16 protein-coding genes are annotated in these 14,692 nt (G+C 60.2%); 8 read left to right on the forward strand and 8 right to left on the reverse strand.

Annotated features, from left to right (window positions below; translation table 11 throughout):
- Positions 1 to 80 precede the first annotated feature (80 nt).
- Complete coding sequence (locus ACWKWX_RS10100) at positions 81 to 1,349, forward strand: tyrosine-type recombinase/integrase (RefSeq protein ID WP_483827683.1); 1,269 nt, start codon at positions 81 to 83, stop codon at positions 1,347 to 1,349.
- A gap of 405 nt (positions 1,350 to 1,754) precedes the next feature.
- Here the strand turns inward: ACWKWX_RS10100 and ACWKWX_RS10105 are convergent, their stop codons facing one another.
- Positions 1,755 to 2,681 (reverse strand): universal stress protein, encoded by a 927-nt coding sequence (locus ACWKWX_RS10105; protein WP_483827684.1) that lies wholly within the window; start codon positions 2,679 to 2,681, stop codon positions 1,755 to 1,757.
- Positions 2,682 to 2,883: 202 nt separating this feature from the next.
- On the opposite strand from ACWKWX_RS10105, the gene ACWKWX_RS10110 reads away from it, so the two are divergent.
- Together ACWKWX_RS10110 and ACWKWX_RS10115 are read left to right on the forward strand one after the other, a co-directional pair.
- On the forward strand, positions 2,884 to 3,420 hold the full coding sequence (locus ACWKWX_RS10110) for an Hsp20/alpha crystallin family protein (RefSeq protein ID WP_483827685.1): 537 nt from the start codon (positions 2,884 to 2,886) through the stop codon (positions 3,418 to 3,420).
- Between the two features lie 70 nt (positions 3,421 to 3,490).
- Positions 3,491 to 4,138, forward strand: coding sequence for a BON domain-containing protein (locus ACWKWX_RS10115; RefSeq protein ID WP_483827686.1), 648 nt, complete (start codon positions 3,491 to 3,493; stop codon positions 4,136 to 4,138).
- Positions 4,139 to 4,557: 419 nt separating this feature from the next.
- Here ACWKWX_RS10115 and ACWKWX_RS10120 read toward each other — a convergent pair whose 3' ends face one another.
- Entirely contained in the window at positions 4,558 to 5,790 is a 1,233-nt protein-coding gene (locus ACWKWX_RS10120) for an acetate/propionate family kinase (protein ID WP_483827737.1), read from the reverse strand.
- 13 nt (positions 5,791 to 5,803) lie between these two features.
- Positions 5,804 to 6,202 (reverse strand): hypothetical protein, encoded by a 399-nt coding sequence (locus ACWKWX_RS10125; protein WP_483827687.1) that lies wholly within the window; start codon positions 6,200 to 6,202, stop codon positions 5,804 to 5,806.
- Positions 6,203 to 6,381: 179 nt separating this feature from the next.
- Here ACWKWX_RS10125 and ACWKWX_RS10130 point away from each other — a divergent pair, with 179 nt between their 5' ends.
- The 3 genes from ACWKWX_RS10130 to ACWKWX_RS10140 all read left to right on the forward strand — a co-directional run bounded on the left by ACWKWX_RS10130 (position 6,382) and on the right by ACWKWX_RS10140 (position 8,671).
- The gene (locus tag ACWKWX_RS10130) at positions 6,382 to 6,807 is read left to right on the forward strand and encodes a potassium channel family protein (protein WP_457362387.1); all 426 of its coding nucleotides are present in this window, start codon (positions 6,382 to 6,384) and stop codon (positions 6,805 to 6,807) included.
- Positions 6,808 to 6,922: 115 nt separating this feature from the next.
- A complete protein-coding gene (locus ACWKWX_RS10135) occupies positions 6,923 to 7,669 on the forward strand; it encodes a helix-turn-helix domain-containing protein (RefSeq protein WP_483827688.1) in 747 nt (248 codons plus the stop codon).
- 18 nt (positions 7,670 to 7,687) lie between these two features.
- Complete coding sequence (locus ACWKWX_RS10140) at positions 7,688 to 8,671, forward strand: zinc-dependent alcohol dehydrogenase family protein (RefSeq protein WP_483827738.1); 984 nt, start codon at positions 7,688 to 7,690, stop codon at positions 8,669 to 8,671.
- Here the strand turns inward: ACWKWX_RS10140 and ACWKWX_RS10145 are convergent.
- From ACWKWX_RS10145 to ACWKWX_RS10155, 3 genes are all read right to left on the reverse strand, one after another.
- Positions 8,638 to 10,044: an MBL fold metallo-hydrolase RNA specificity domain-containing protein gene (locus ACWKWX_RS10145; protein ID WP_483827689.1), complete on the reverse strand. Its 1,407-nt coding sequence runs from the start codon at positions 10,042 to 10,044 to the stop codon at positions 8,638 to 8,640. The two genes, ACWKWX_RS10140 and ACWKWX_RS10145, sit on opposite strands and share 34 nt — an antisense overlap.
- Before the next feature lie 44 nt (positions 10,045 to 10,088).
- Complete coding sequence (locus ACWKWX_RS10150) at positions 10,089 to 11,027, reverse strand: universal stress protein (protein ID WP_457362384.1); 939 nt, start codon at positions 11,025 to 11,027, stop codon at positions 10,089 to 10,091.
- Between the two features lie 70 nt (positions 11,028 to 11,097).
- Positions 11,098 to 11,349 carry an Lpp/OprI family alanine-zipper lipoprotein gene (locus tag ACWKWX_RS10155; RefSeq protein ID WP_457362383.1) on the reverse strand — a complete coding sequence of 84 codons (252 nt, stop codon included), beginning with the start codon at positions 11,347 to 11,349 and terminating at the stop codon, positions 11,098 to 11,100.
- Between the two features lie 182 nt (positions 11,350 to 11,531).
- Between ACWKWX_RS10155 and ACWKWX_RS10160 the strand changes: the two genes are divergently transcribed.
- Both ACWKWX_RS10160 and ACWKWX_RS10165 read left to right on the forward strand, forming a co-directional pair.
- The gene (locus ACWKWX_RS10160; RefSeq protein WP_457362382.1) at positions 11,532 to 12,470 is read left to right on the forward strand and encodes a universal stress protein; all 939 of its coding nucleotides are present in this window, start codon (positions 11,532 to 11,534) and stop codon (positions 12,468 to 12,470) included.
- A gap of 119 nt (positions 12,471 to 12,589) precedes the next feature.
- Positions 12,590 to 13,237, forward strand: a complete 648-nt coding sequence (locus ACWKWX_RS10165) for a BON domain-containing protein (RefSeq protein WP_483827690.1) — start codon at positions 12,590 to 12,592, stop codon at positions 13,235 to 13,237.
- 171 nt (positions 13,238 to 13,408) lie between these two features.
- Here ACWKWX_RS10165 and ACWKWX_RS10170 read toward each other — a convergent pair whose 3' ends face one another.
- Together ACWKWX_RS10170 and ACWKWX_RS10175 are read right to left on the reverse strand one after the other, a co-directional pair.
- On the reverse strand, positions 13,409 to 13,924 hold the full coding sequence (locus ACWKWX_RS10170) for a nitroreductase family protein (protein ID WP_483827739.1): 516 nt from the start codon (positions 13,922 to 13,924) through the stop codon (positions 13,409 to 13,411).
- Positions 13,925 to 13,964: 40 nt separating this feature from the next.
- Positions 13,965 to 14,651 carry a phosphoribosyltransferase gene (locus ACWKWX_RS10175; protein WP_483827691.1) on the reverse strand — a complete coding sequence of 229 codons (687 nt, stop codon included), beginning with the start codon at positions 14,649 to 14,651 and terminating at the stop codon, positions 13,965 to 13,967.
- Positions 14,652 to 14,692 lie beyond the last annotated feature (41 nt).

Here is a 14,692-nt window from a genome sequence, read left to right on the forward strand (position 1 = left end):
TCCAAATCCACTGATTTCCAAGACCTCTGGGGGTATATTTAGGGTAACTGTTCATTTTACGAAAACGGTACCCCCAGCAAATGCCCCCTGACAGCCCCCCCGCTTTTCGGCGCAAACTCAGCGACGCCTTCGTCCGCTCGGTGGACCAATCGGGCAAATACGCCGATGGCGAAGTCCCCGGCCTGTTCCTCCAGGTGAAGACCTCGCTGAAAGCCGGCAAGCCGGCGTCCAAGTACTGGCGGCTCAAGTACCGCCTGCACGGCAAGGAAAACCTGTTTGCCGTCGGCCGCTATCCGGACATTGGCCTCAAGGAAGCCCGCGACATCGCCCGCGCGGCGCGACGCGACGTGGCCAACCATATCGCCCCGCTCAAGGCAAAGACGGCCAAGCTCGAGGCCCAGTTACTCAACGAGGCGCGCACCTTCCGCTACGTCGCCGAGCAGTGGCTGAACTTCAAGTCTGCGGAACTGGTGACCAAATCCGTCTCGGGGTTCACCGGTGCGCTCAATAATCACGTCCTGCCGCGCATCGGCGACAAGCCGGTCAGCGAGATCAAGCTCGAGCACATCACCGCCATCCTCACCGAGCTGCGCCGCCAGCGCATCATGGCCATGGCACGCCGAGTGCGCACCATCATCCGCGCGGTGCTGGGATTTGCCGAAGGGCGCGGCTGGGTCGAGCGCAACGTGGCGCTGAGCAACATCGAGGAACTGAAGATTCGCCATGTGGTGACCAGCAACCCGGCGATCGAGCGGCCGGCGGACCTCGGCCGTTTTTTGCTGCGCCTCGACGAGCGCAGCACCGGCGCCGTGGCAGCGGCCATGCGCCTGCTGGTGATGCTGCCGGTGCGTCCCGGCGAGCTGGTCAAGATGCGCTGGGAGGACGTCGACCTGGTCGGCGCCGACTGGCGTTATGTGGTCAGCAAAACCAAGCACCTGGACCGCAGCAAGCACATCGTGCCCTTGCCCGAGCAGGCCCTGGTGGTGCTGCGCCAGCTGCGCAAGACGCGCGTGGTGGATGATGAAGGCAACGGCTGGGTCTTCGACTCGCCGGTCTATCCCGGCCGGCCGATCAACCCGACCTCCATGCTCAAGTCGTTTCAGAAGATCTGGCCGGAGTACGACATCACCGCCCACGGCTTTCGTGCCACCTACCGCACCATCGCCCATGAACACCTGGGCATCGACCCCATCGTGCTGGAGCTGTCGCTGTCACACCGCATGCCAGGCGCGCTGGGCGCCGTGTATGCCCGTGCGCAACTGCTGGTGCAGCGGCGCGAAGCCGCCCAGCAGTGGGCCGACTATCTGGACCGGTTGCGCAATAACGCCGCGGCGGACGTGTCGGATTGACGCCCTAAAGGCTGAGTTTAGACTGTTGAGTCGCAGCGGGTTAGGTCTGTCGACGCTCACGGTAGGCGAGTAGTCTAGGGTGGTTGACCGAGGGCGAGCAGCCTGCGCTACTCCGGGCTATTGTGCGAACCATCAGGCAGCAATTTCACACCTCTTTTGAGTCGAAGATCGAGTTTCTGCCAGCATCAGCGGTGCCGTGATGCCCGGCTCACGCCCAATGAAATATGGTGACTGTCCATGAATCGGGGTCGCATTGCCCCTCCCGGCGCGAAGGGGCATACGCAAGGTGCGTTCCAGGTAAGCGAGTTCTATGTTTGCAACGCCAGCCCCAACCGTATGAGCCTTACTTTTCTTCGGAAGGAGGGGCCTGCATGGCTGGTGCGCGCTTGCGATCCTGGGCAGCGTTCAAGCGACATCACTTCCTGCATCAGCGGATCGCTGTGCCTCGACCGCGTCATCAGGCTTACCCCGTCCAACCGCCGTTTGCAGGCAAGACCGCTTCATGACCAAGACACTACAAGGTGCATGTTTGAGTAGGCCTTCCGCAATGGTCCCAATGGCGCCTGCGTGGGTGGCGTGATTGGCAGACGCGATCACCAATAAGTCAAAATGGCTCCGCTGCAAGTAGGCATGCACCGCGCTCGCAGGCGTCCCGGCCAGAAAATGACGGTGCGCGGGAGCGATGTCATGCTGGGCGGCCAATGCGAAGAAAGCCTGTTGCCGCGTCTCGTAGCTGGCGGTTGCAGCGCTGTGCGCCGCACTGTCGTAAACACTGACCACGTCCAGTGATCCCTCCAGAGCGTTAGCCAAATACTGAGCGATCCCGATGATGGCGTTGTTTCCATTGTCCTGCTGGCGTACAGGCAACTCAACATCTACCGCCGCAAGTAATTTGCCCCCGACTCTCTGGACGTCTGGCTGGATGTACATCACCGATACCGGGCTCTGGCTTAGCAGCTCCCAGTCCATCGGCGACAGGGTCTGGGCTCGCCTCGTCAATTCTTTGATGATGATGTCGGCCTGGATGCACTGCGCATAGGCGACGCAGTGCGGCGCACTCATTCGCGCTGCCACGCATTCGGTAATGACGTCCAGCCCTTTGCTCCTGAGCCTCGCAGCTTGCCGGTCGAGGCACTGGCCCAGAGAGTCGCCTACCGGCACCACAGTCGGGTCAGGACCCGCCGAGTGAGCATCGGCTGCCTGTGGATCGGTAAAATAGGCCACATGCAGCGGGGCCTTCAGTGCCAGCGCCAAATCGCTCGCGAAATCCAGACCGTAGCCTGGAGTGGCTGTGGCGCACGCCAGAAACAATAAACGCAATGGGCGGGTCATCTCACACCTCCATAGCTGGCCAGTTGACACGCCTGTACCACCGGCGCGGGGTCGCTTGCTGAACGATTTGCCGATTGCCCGCAAAGCACTTGAGGCGATTAAACCCATGACCGTTCATGCTGTGTCTGATCTGGATCAAACCTACGCAGGGTAGTTGGATGACGATACAGGTGTACTTCCATCCACAGAAGGAGGCGCCACCATGTCCAATTCAGTAAAAAAAATGCCGGTCCGCCCGGCGGCAACCCAGCAACTGCCTGCCCGTGAGCTTTGGCGGCCCCTGGATCGCTTGCGCAACCAAGTGGACCGCCTATTCGAGGACTTTGGCCTAAGCGGAAATTTCTTCTCTCTGCGCCGTAGTCCTTTCGACGGCGATCCTTTTTTCCGCTACGAGTGGATGGCGGGCCGGGAGCCCGCCGTCGACATTCGCGAGCTGGCAATGAGTTACGAAATCACCGCCGAACTACCTGGCATGGACGAAAAAAACATTGAGATCAAGTTGACCGACCAGCAACTGATCATTCGCGGAGAGAAAAAAGCCGAAAAAGATGAGCAGCATAAGGGGTACCACCTTTCCGAACGCCACTATGGCAGTTTTGAGCGGCTGTTCAGCCTGCCCCAAGGGGTGGACCCGGAAAATGTTCAGGCACGCTTTAGCAAAGGCTTGCTGAGCATCTCGCTGCCGAAGAAACCGGAGGCGATCAAATCGGAAAAAACCATCGCGATCCAGAAAGGCTGAGCCTTCAGCCCTCTCGTTCTGAGCGGCGAGAGGGCTGGCTAGACCCGCCATCACTGACAGGAGCCCTCTCATGAACGATTTGGAGTTACGCTGCGCCGTTCTGGATGAACTCGAATACTGTCCTCAGCTCCCAGCCCAGACAATTGGCGTGGCGGTCGAGGATGGAGTGGTCAGCCTCACCGGCCACGTACCGACCTATGGTCAAAAACTGATTGCCGAACGCGCGGTGCAAAGCATCAAGGGCGTCAAGGCCATTGCCGAGGAGCTCGAAGTACGTTCTGTCGATGACGAAACGCCTGCCGACGACGAAATCGCAGCCCGCTGCCTGGATCTCATTCGCTGGAATGCGAACCTGCCGGATGACCGCATCCAAGTCAAAGTTCAGCACGGCTGGGTGACGCTGCAGGGCGAGGTACCCTGGCACCATCAAAAACACACCGCCGAACGCGCGGTACGGACCCTCGCAGGTGTTTCCGGGATCGACAATCGGATAGGGGGCCGCCCGGCGAATCAGGCCCCGGATATCAAGGCACAGATTGAGGCGGCGCTGCAACGCAATGCCGAGTTGGACCACCGCCACATCAGGGTTGACGTACAAGACAAGTCAGTCAGACTCGATGGCTACGTGCACCTCTGGCGGGAGCGCAAAGCGGCCGAGCATGCCGCTTGGGCAGCCCCTGGAGTAGAGCACGTCGACAATCATCTGCTGATCGCCTGAAGCCTCCGACGCGTGATCTTTTTATCTGGACCGTTCCAGACGGGCCGTCGACATATTCGACCTGGCACCCTGGCTGGAACACACGCGTCGAAAGGTACGGGCACTGGCCACGGCTACGAAGGCCCGTCCATCCCGCAAGCGCGCCTTGAACGTGACTTCGGTTCGCCTTCCGCACAATGCCACCCCCAGCAGCGCGCCCAGCGGGCCCATTAGCAACAGACCGGCACCACCCCACATCAGCGCACTTGCCAGTGACAGGCTATCCTCACACCCCACGCATTCGACCTCCGTCAGATGGGAACAGGCGACGCTAAGCAACGGTTTATCCAGATCCAAAGGCTGCAGAGTCAAACAATGGCCATCAAAGGCAGATGGCCCCGGATGAAAATCTCCGCAAACGATATTAACGGTCGGCATGATCAATGCTCCTGATTGATGGGGGGCAGAGGCCTGGACGCGGACAGCAACGCCAAGCTGTGCCTGGCCATGACGAAGTTTTCATCCGTGGGAATAACCCAGGCACTCACTTTGCTGCCAGGCCGCGATAACCGAGCCGCCTGGGCGGTTACTTGAACGGGCTGCGGCGCCAAGGCCTGCAGTCCTAACCAGGCGCAGTCGCGCAAGATCGACTCGCGTACCGAAGCTAGGTGCTCGCCTACGCCTCCCGTTAACACGAGGGTGTCAATGCCGCCCACTGCTGCTGCCAGGGCACCAATTTCCTTGACCACGCTGCGTACGAACACCGCCACAGCCTCCCTCGCCCAAGGGTGGTCATGAGCAGCCAGGACTCGCATATCGCTGGATAACCCTCCAGAAAGCCCCAGCACCCCACTGTCGTGGTATAGCAAATGCTCGATTGCTGCCGGCGTCATTCTGTGTTCCCGCAGCAGGTAAAGCAGCACGCCGGGGTCCAAGCGCCCACAGCGGGTGCCCATGATCAGACCGTCCAGGGTGGAAAATCCCATTGAGGTTGCCCGGCTCACTCCGCGATTCAACGCACATACGCTGGCTCCTTGGCCTAGGTGAGCAACCAACGTGCGTGCTTCAGCGGCATCTGGATCGAGCTCAGCCAACGCCGTGGCAATGTACTCGTACGACAATCCATGAAAGCCGTAGCGCCTTACGCCTTCCAGCAGCAAGGCGCGTGGTAAGCCAAAAGGCCGCTCCAAGGGGTCAAGTGTCTGGTGGAACGCCGTATCGAAGCAGGCCATCTGTGGCATAGTCGGTCGGCACCGCGCCAGGTGTTTCAAAGGGGCCAAGCCCAAGGGCTGATGCAACGGCGCCCAAGGGGTTAGCGCCTGGAGCTCTGCAATCACCGATTCATCGGCCCACACGGCTACCTCACGGCGGTCGCCACCGTGGACGATTCGGTGCGTGGCAGCCTGTACCTTCAGCCCGACGCTACGTTCGGCCCAGTCCAACACGCGCTGTACCGTACCAGAAATACCCGTAGCGTCCGTTGGCCACACGGTGTTGATAATCGGCGCCAAGGGTTCTGTCATTGCCTGCAGACGCGTGGCGCCGCTCGCGCGTATGACCAGCCCTTGCGCTATTTGCGTGGGTATCGGCAGTGCGAGGTTGTAAAAGCTGAGCTTGAGCGTTGCAGACCCGGCGTTGCATACCAATAATGCAGGCCTAGGCGAGCGAGTCATACCCACGGCCCGATCATGGCCGCCACCACTGGTCGACGCAGGCGCCCTCTTCTACGTCGGTCAACGGTTGTAGCGCCATAGGGTCATAGCGGTGAACATCCACCAACGCCAGGCGTAAGATGCCATTTTTGTCCAACAGTGTGCGGGCCAGGCAATTGCATAGGTCGGCGGAAACGGTTGAGTCGGTAGGCACCAGGTCGGCGCTGAACAGCTCCGCCTCCAGACGTGCCGTACAGTCGGTGACCAGTTGGGTCATCGCGTGTGCTGCGAAATGAAAAACGCTGGCGTAGCCAATGACCAGCGTCAGCGGGATCGACAGCAAGATCAGCCCTTCGCGCAGCCAAGAACGCCGCAGGGGTAAGGGCTGGGCCGCAGTCGATTGACCGTGATCGCGCCATTCCATCAGTTTCATGGTCTGCCCTCTCCGATTTGCTGAGGGACAGCATCGCCCTATTCACCAACGCCGGTTTGACTTGAATCAAACTGTCGCGGGTCTTTGACATCGCTCAAGCGTCCACCCTGCACGGCTGCCACACTGGCTAGAGTTACGGTACGTGATGACGCCCTACCCTCCCGCCGGAGACAATCGCGATGTTAACAGTCACGCTGATCAACGCCCTGGTGGTGATGCTTGCCGTGGTCATCCATTACGAATGCCTGCTGCGGCTCAACGACGCACTGACCCATCTCAATCTCTGGGGACATTTTCGATTGGCCCTGGGGGTGTGCGGCGCGATGCTCGCCCACGTCCTGGAGGTCTGGTGCTTCGCCATGGTCTACTTCCTGATGGCCCGCAGCGGTCGTTGGGGCACACTTACCGGCAATTTCGACGGGTCGCTCATGGATTGTGCTTATTTTTCCTTTACCACCTACACCACCATCGGCTTTGGCGACGTCGCCCCTCTAGGCCCGCTAAAGTACTTGACCGGATTGGAAGCCTTGACGGGGCTGGTGCTGATCACCTGGACCGCGTCGTTCCTATTTTTGGAAATGCAGAAATACTGGAAACGCCACTGACGCCGTCTTCGACGCACTGCCGCTGGTCGCGTGCAATTAGCGCTGAGACCAGCGGAGCCCAGAGGTCGGCAGTTGGTTTTATAATGGTCGACTGGCTGCTCTCGGAGTGACGCTGATGGCCCAAATCCGTAGTCTGTCGGCTCACTACCTCAAGGCGGCCTGCTCGAACTGTAGCGTTCTCGAACTGTGTGTACCCATCGGACTGAACGGTGTGGAGGTCGAGCGGCTGGATACCTTGATTGCCCAGCGCCTTAAGGTCAGGCGGGGTGGCTCGTTGTTCTTAGTTGGCGATCCGTTGCATGCTCTATTTGCCGTCAGGATCGGCTCCTTCAAAACCACGCTGTTGTCCCTGGATGCCCGGGAGCAGGTTACCGGATTCCAGCTACCTGGCGAAATCATGGGCCTGGATGCCATCGGCAGCGAACGGCACACCTGCTGTGCCTGGGCGCTGGAGGACAGTGAAGTATGCCCGCTGCCCTTTACTCAGCTGGAGAAGCTGGCCTGCGAACTACCCTCCCTGCAGCACAATTTGCATCGAGTCCTCGGCCAAGAAATCGCACGTGATCATGAAATGCTGATGATGCTTGGCAACATGAGCGCTGATGAACGTTTGGCCGCCTTTCTGCTCAACTTGTCCCAGCGCCTGAGTTCGCGCGGCTACTCGTCCCGCCTATTCGTGCTAAAAATGCGCCGCGAAGAAATCGCTTCCTATCTGGGGCTGCGCCTGGAAACGGTATGCCGCAGCATTGCCCATCTGCGGGACCAGGGATTGGTGGAGATCAACGGCCGCGAGGTACGGGTCAACGATATGGAAGCTCTCAAGCAGCAAGTGGTGGGCTGTCGTCGCCCGCCGCAGGAGTAAGCCGTGACCAGCGCGACGATGAACGCCATGGTCCTGAAGGTCGCCGGAACAGCACTGGAGCAGGTGGTGTACCCTACCCCAACGCCTGGGGTCCACCAATTATTGATAAAAGTCCAGGCCTGCGGGGTGTGTCGAACCGACCTACATCTGGTAGACGGTGAATTGCCCCAAGCCGTGCTGCCACGGATCCCGGGGCATGAGATCGTTGGCGAAGTGATCGCGGTGGGAGCTAAGGTACACCCTCGCTGGATCGGTCGGCGGGTGGGGGTGCCTTGGTTGGGCGAGACGTGTGGAACGTGCGCCTTCTGCCGCTCGGGCCGGGAGAATCTATGCGATGAGGCGCGCTTCACCGGCTGCCAGCTCGATGGCGGCTACGCTGAGTATACCGTAGCTGACTGGCGTTTCTGCTTTCCCTTGCCCGACAGCCTATCTCCGGTGCAAGCGGCGCCCTTACTGTGCGCCGGCTTGATCGGCTTTCGTGCGCTGCAGATGGCACAACCTGCGCAACATTTGGGGCTCTATGGTTTCGGCGCTGCGGCGCACCTGGCCATCCAGGTGGCCCGCAGCCGTGGTCAGCACGTCTATGCGTTCACCCGGCCGGGCGACACACTAGGTCAAGCTTATGCCCGTTCACTGGGCGCCGTGTGGGCGGGCGCCTCTGACCAGGTCCCTCCTCAGCTGCTGGAAGCCAGCGTGATCTTCGCACCGGTCGGCGCACTGGTCCCGCAGGCATTGCGCTCGACAAGCAAAGGCGGCTGTGTGGTCTGCGCAGGCATCCACATGAGTGACATTCCAACATTCCCTTACCGCCTGCTATGGGGCGAACGCAGCGTACGGTCAGTCGCTAACCTGACCCGTGAAGACGGCGCGGCATTTTTCAAGACCCTGGAGCACAGTCCTGTGCACTGTGATGTGACGCCCATGGCATTGAGCCAAGCCAATCAGGCCTTGGCCAACCTGCGCTCAGGTCAGGTCAACGGCGCGATAGTACTTGTACCCTGAGGGTCATCGTGCTGGATATTCAAGTCCACGCAGTCGCGGTATTCGGGAACCGACACAGACCAGCCAAGCTCGAGGCTGATACGCCGGCGCAAGGTATCGCTGGCTGCAGGTTCGCCGTGCACCACATAAGTATGCCGCGGTGGCGTGGCAAAACCACCAAGCCACCGCATGATTTGATCAGCGTCGGCGTGGGCTGACATCGACTGCATCGTGACGACTTCGGCGCGAATGGGCACCTCAGTGCCGTGTATGCGTACCGAAGGTGCTCCCGCAACGATTTGCGCGCCGCGTGTGCCGCCGGCTTGAAAGCCGGGGAACAGCAGCGTGTTGCGCGGGTCCGGGGCCAGTTGCTTAAGATGATGCAACACACGCCCTCCCGTTGCCATGCCGCTGGCGGCAATGATCACCGCGGGGGTACGCAGCCGCTCCAGGGCCATCGCCTCGGGGACGGTCTTGATCAGGCGCGCGACATGGCACATCCCGGCACAGTCCTGTGCACTTAAACGGTGCTCTCGGCAGAAGCGTTGATACAACTGGGTAACGTCGGTAGCCATCGGGCTATTCAAATAGATGGGCAGATCGGGGATCGCACCGGTGGCCTTAAGCCGATACAGGTGATACATCAGCAGTTGCGCACGGCCGACGGCGAAGGACGGTACCAAGGTGATGCCTCCGCGCAATGCTGTCTGGGTGACGACCTGCGCCAGTTGTTGCAGCGCTGCGTCAGGCGGGTGACGGCGGTCGCCGTAAGTGGACTCCACCAGGAGGTAATCAGCCTGTACTATCGGCTCCGGCGCCCGCATCACCGGATCGTCGGCACGCCCCAGGTCGCCGGAGAATACCAATGTCTGTCCGTGCACGGTCAACTGCGCAGTCGCCGCCCCAAGGATGTGCCCAGCGCTGCGCAACAGCAAGCTGACCCCGGGCATTACCTGCACAGGGTGATGGCAACTGATCGGGCGAAGCTGGCGCAGCGCACGATGCGCATCCTGCTCGGTGTACAACGGCAATGCCGGATGATGGCGGCTGTAGTGATGGTGATTGGCATATTCCGCTTCTTCTTCTTGTAGTCGGCCACTGTCGGGCAACAGAATCCGGGCCAGCTCACACGTTGCCTCCGTCGCATACACCGGCCCCCGATAGCCATTGCGCACAAGCAGTGGCAGGTAGCCACTGTGATCCAGATGCGCATGGGTTAGCACGACCGCCTGCAGCCCGCTGGCCGGAAGCGGCAGTGGCTCCCGGTTGTGCAGGCGTAACTGTTTGTAACCCTGGAACAGCCCACAATCGACCAATAGGTAGCGGCCTTCATCCTCCAGGAGGTACTTGCTGCCAGTGACGGTTCCTGCCGCCCCGAGAAATGTCAGGTGCATGGTACTGCCCTCGCCGTATGTGGCCTGCCTAGGCACTCGTGTGGTCAAGCGATCAATTCGTTCCAGCCACTCACCTCATCGGGCTTTACCGCCAGCAAGCTGCAGGGGGCCTCGGCCAGCAATCGTTCAGCAGTGCTGCCAATCCGACGTTTGATTCCGTGCTGGCGCAGCGTGCCGATCACCAACGCGTCGATCCTCTTGGCCGCGACAAAATCGTCGATGCTTTGCACCGGCAGGCCATCGAGAAAATATCGCCGGTCCTCGGGCACCCCGTGCCGGTCAGCCAATGCTTGAAAGGCCTGGTGCTGAGCCTGACTGAGCACGGTATAGAGGCCCGTATCCAAGGGCATGCCGCTCATGCCTGCATCAGCCATGAAAGCGGCCGACCAATCAAACACATGCAGCAACTGCAATTGTGCATCGCACTGCTCGGCCAGCTTTACGGCCGCCGTGACAATGTGGTCGTTAAAATCAACGTCCTGCGCTTCGCTGCGCAGCAGGTCGATGCAGGCCGCGATATGCTTGGGCACAGCAGCCCCTGGGCCGGTAACCAGATGCACTGGCGTGGGCAAGTCGCGCAACAGGCGCCAATCCAGGGGCGAATAGAATATACGGCGTACCAGCGCTTCCGGGTGGGCATCCTTAATGATCATTGCTACGGGATTTTGGATCACGAACTCCCGCACGGCCTCGAAGGCGTCACGCGTCCACACCACCTCCACAGTGGTCGTAATGCCTAGGTGGCGAGAGGCGTGGGCCTGCTCGTCAAGCCACTGCCGATGACTGTCCACGTAGGCGTTGCAAGCCCGCTCCACGTGTTCACTGTCCAAGTAGCCAGCTAGCATCAACGCCTCGAAGAAGTCGATTGCCATTATATGCAAAGGCAACCCCATGGCCCTGGCCAGTCCCATTGCCCGGTCAAACGCCGGGGTACGCTTCGTCTCCGGGCCTGCGATCAATAACACTCGGGCACTGCTGGTCATGACCATTCCTGCGGTGGGCAACGATAGAGTGCGCCGTGCTCCGGGCCACCTGCCGGGACCGACGCGATAGCTATTTGCGAGCGGCTTTGCTGATGATCCGCATGGCGCGCTCGTTCGCGGCTTCGGCGTCACGTTGGGCGTGGGTGGCGATTTGCATGGCCTGCTCAGCCTTCACCAAAGCTTCGCCAGCTCTCAACCTGGCAGTCGCGGCGTTGGCCTCAATTCCCTCAAGCCTTGCGTCCAGCTCGTTGGCACGCTGCTGGGAACAGCCTGCGGTCAATGCCAGCAGCGCGCAGAATGCAGTCGTCAATCGCGTGTTCATTGGCGGTTTCCTGTAGAGCATCAATCGGTGTGAAGTCATTATCGCCCCGCTTCCCTAGCCCATTTCTGATCTTTATCAAGCAATCCATCCTGGGGACTTCGCCGATTATCTGACGCAGATCAAGCGCCAGTCAGGATCTGGCGTAATGCTTGGCGGACCATCCTTGTATCCGGAGGCGCGTCATGTCGGAACTATCGCGGTACTTACTCGTGCTATCCCCATTGATGCCCTCCAATGCGGCGTTGGTCAGGGCTGCCGCGCTCGCCAAGGCAGCAGGCAAACCATTGCATGTGGCCGCCTTCGACTACCTCGAGGGCCTGGCAACACTCAGCCCCTTCAACCGCCCATTCAGTGAGCCTGCCAAGCAGGAATATCTGCAGCGCCACCGCCAGTGGCTTGAAGCTCAGGTGGCGCCGCTACGCGGCGAGGGCTTGGTCATTACCACCGAGGTGACATGGCTGGATGATCCTTACCGGCAAATCCTTGAACATTTGCGCGAACAACCGATTGAGCTGGTGATCAAAGAAGTCGAACAGGTACCCTGGCTCACAAGGCTGATTTTCACCACACTTGATTCGCAGTTGCTGCTGGGGTGTGGTGCCCCGCTGTACTTCATCGACCCAACCGGCAACGTGTTGCCGCAACGCATCCTGGCAGCGGTAGACCCGTTCCATACCAGCGACGGCTACCAGGCCATGAACGACCGCATTCTTCATGAAGCCGTCAAGCTGGCCGGGCTGTGTCATGCCACTATCGATGTGGTCTATGCCCATGACCTTTGCTCGATACGCGCCGACGAATTCGAGACCGACAGCGTGAGGGCGCTGCTGTCTTCCCACCAGGCCACCACTTTGTTTACCGCCCAGGCTGAGGCTTTCAGGCTGTTGGCACAACGCCATGGCATCGCCGAACACCAGCGCCACCTGATTGTCGGCAACCCCGCAAAAGTGCTGATCAATTACGTCAACGTGCACCATGTAGACGTGGTCGTGATGGGCCGAGTGGCACGCTCCTCCCGCGCTCGTACGGTCGGCAGTACGGCGCAGCAACTGGTCAATGCCATGCCCTGCAGCCTATGGATGGTCGTGCCGGAGGATCTAGCCGGCGAGGCAAGCGCTTGACCTGGCAAGGACTGTTGGCAAACGACACCTTGCTGGCTGTTGCTAAAACCGACCACCAATTTCCCGAGAAACCGCTGAAGGGCAAACACTGCTGCCCTAACCATGAACAGGAGCTGACCATGAGCGATTTAATCCTGCGAAACAGTATCCTCGACGAACTGGAATTCGTCCCCGAAATCGATGCAGCCGAAATTGGTGTGACCGTCCATCAAGGCATCGTGACCCTCACCGGCCACGTCAAGAATTACGCCCAGAAAATTGCCGCAGAGCGAGCCGTCAAAGCCGTTAAGGGCGTGCGGGCTGTTGCCGAGGAGATACAGGTAAAACTAGTGCCCGGTGCAGGCCACGACGACGAAACCATTGCCTCGCGCGTACTCGAGCTCGTTACCTGGAATGTAGAGATTCCGGAGGGGGACATTCAGGTAATGGTGCAGCATGGCTGGGTGAGCCTGGAAGGAAAAGTAGATTGGCAGTATCAACGGGACGCCGTCGAACACGCCGTCAGCAAGTTGGCGGGCGTGGTGGGTATCCACAACAAGATCAGTCTCAAGCCCCATTTGAAAGTACTGGACATCCAACGACGGATTGAAGAGGCGTTCCAACGCAACGGGGAACTCTGTGCACAGGATATACGCGTCAAGGTCGACGGCGACGTGGTCAAGCTACAAGGCAAAGTGCATCTATGGCACGAACGCGCCGTGGCGGAGCGAGCAGCCTGGTCCGTTCCCGGCGTGCGACAAGTGGAAGATCAACTGCTGATCGCCTAGGGCAGCAGAACCTGGCAGCAACCCATGACCGCCAATGGGTTGCTGCCTTGCAGAACCGGCTTCGCCACCAGAGCAGGGGTTAATGATCCAAAAGGCCAAGTTGGCCTGAACCTCGCCAGGCGCTGGTACCAACTGGAGCATTAAAGTCGACCGAAGATTCCCACCGCCCTATCATCCGATCCAGAGCGTTTCCGGTGCCGGACGCCGTACGCGCGGCACCGGTCCAGCCGGGAGCCCCACAATAATAGGCGCAACCGGCATCCAGGCTTTAGGCAATCCCAGCATTTGTTTGCCTTCAGGCGTCTTGAGGAACGCTTGGGCCAAACCTATCCAGCATGAGCCCAATCCGGCAGCGTAGGCTGCCAGCATCAGGTTTTGCGCCGTCAGGGTACAATCCTCGATCAGCCAATGTCCTTGAGCTGGTCCGGCGATCACGATCAGCACCGGTGCATGGTAGAAAATCTGGAAGGCGGGATCTCCAAGCCGCGCCTGGAATGCTCCGGCAGGGCTACTGCCGGGGCCAGCAGTGAGCAAATAGGCTTTCGCGGCTTCCGAGACCTGATCAAGTAGGGCTTGGTCCCGCACTACCGCAAATCGCCATGGCTGTTCATTGCGGGCGCTGGGCGCCTGAATTGTCGCGTCGATCAGCAGGTGAATCTTGGATCGCTCACTGGATCGCGGGTATATTCACGCACCGAGCGGCGCCCGGTGATTGCTTCGTTAATGTTCATCTCGCCGTGCCTCCCGTTGTTGGCTGCCAGGCACATTGCAGCAGCTCGACCACCTGCTCATCCGACACCTGGCTGAAATCCTGGTACCAGTAGCCAATCGATACCATCCAGTCCGGCGTCAGCACGCAAACGAGGTCATCGACTTCATCGCGCAACGCCTGTACGGTTTCAGCCGGGGCAACGGGGACTGCAACCACAATGCGCAAAGGCGCCTGCTGGCGAACCGCATGTATCGCCGCCTTCATGCAGGCGCCCGTGGCCAGCCCATCGTCCATCAGGATGACCACCTTGCCTTTGAGTTGGGGGGGCGGGCGGTTACCTCGGTACACTTGTTCGCGCCGCGCCAATTCCCGCTGTTCACGCTCAACGATGTCCCCGATGTTCGCTTGATCCAGGGCATGGTGGTACACGACATCCTCGTTGAACACTTCAACACCACCGGGCGCGATGGCGCCCAAGGCAAATTCCTCATGCCCGGGCACACCCAGCTTGCGCACCACCATCAGGTCAAGATCCAGATGTAAAGCGTTGGCCACCGCGAAGGCCACTGGCACGCCACCACGCGGCAATGCCAGAACGATTGCGTCGCGGCGATCGGCGTAATCCTGCAGCAGGCCAATCAAGGCTTTGCCTGCCGCGATGCGGTTTGGAAAAGTGGTCTGCAACGAAGGACTTTGACTCATGACAACCTCCCGGCACTTTGGCCTGCTAGCAAATACCCGTG

It is taken from the genome of Pseudomonas imperatae, from assembly GCF_057128625.1.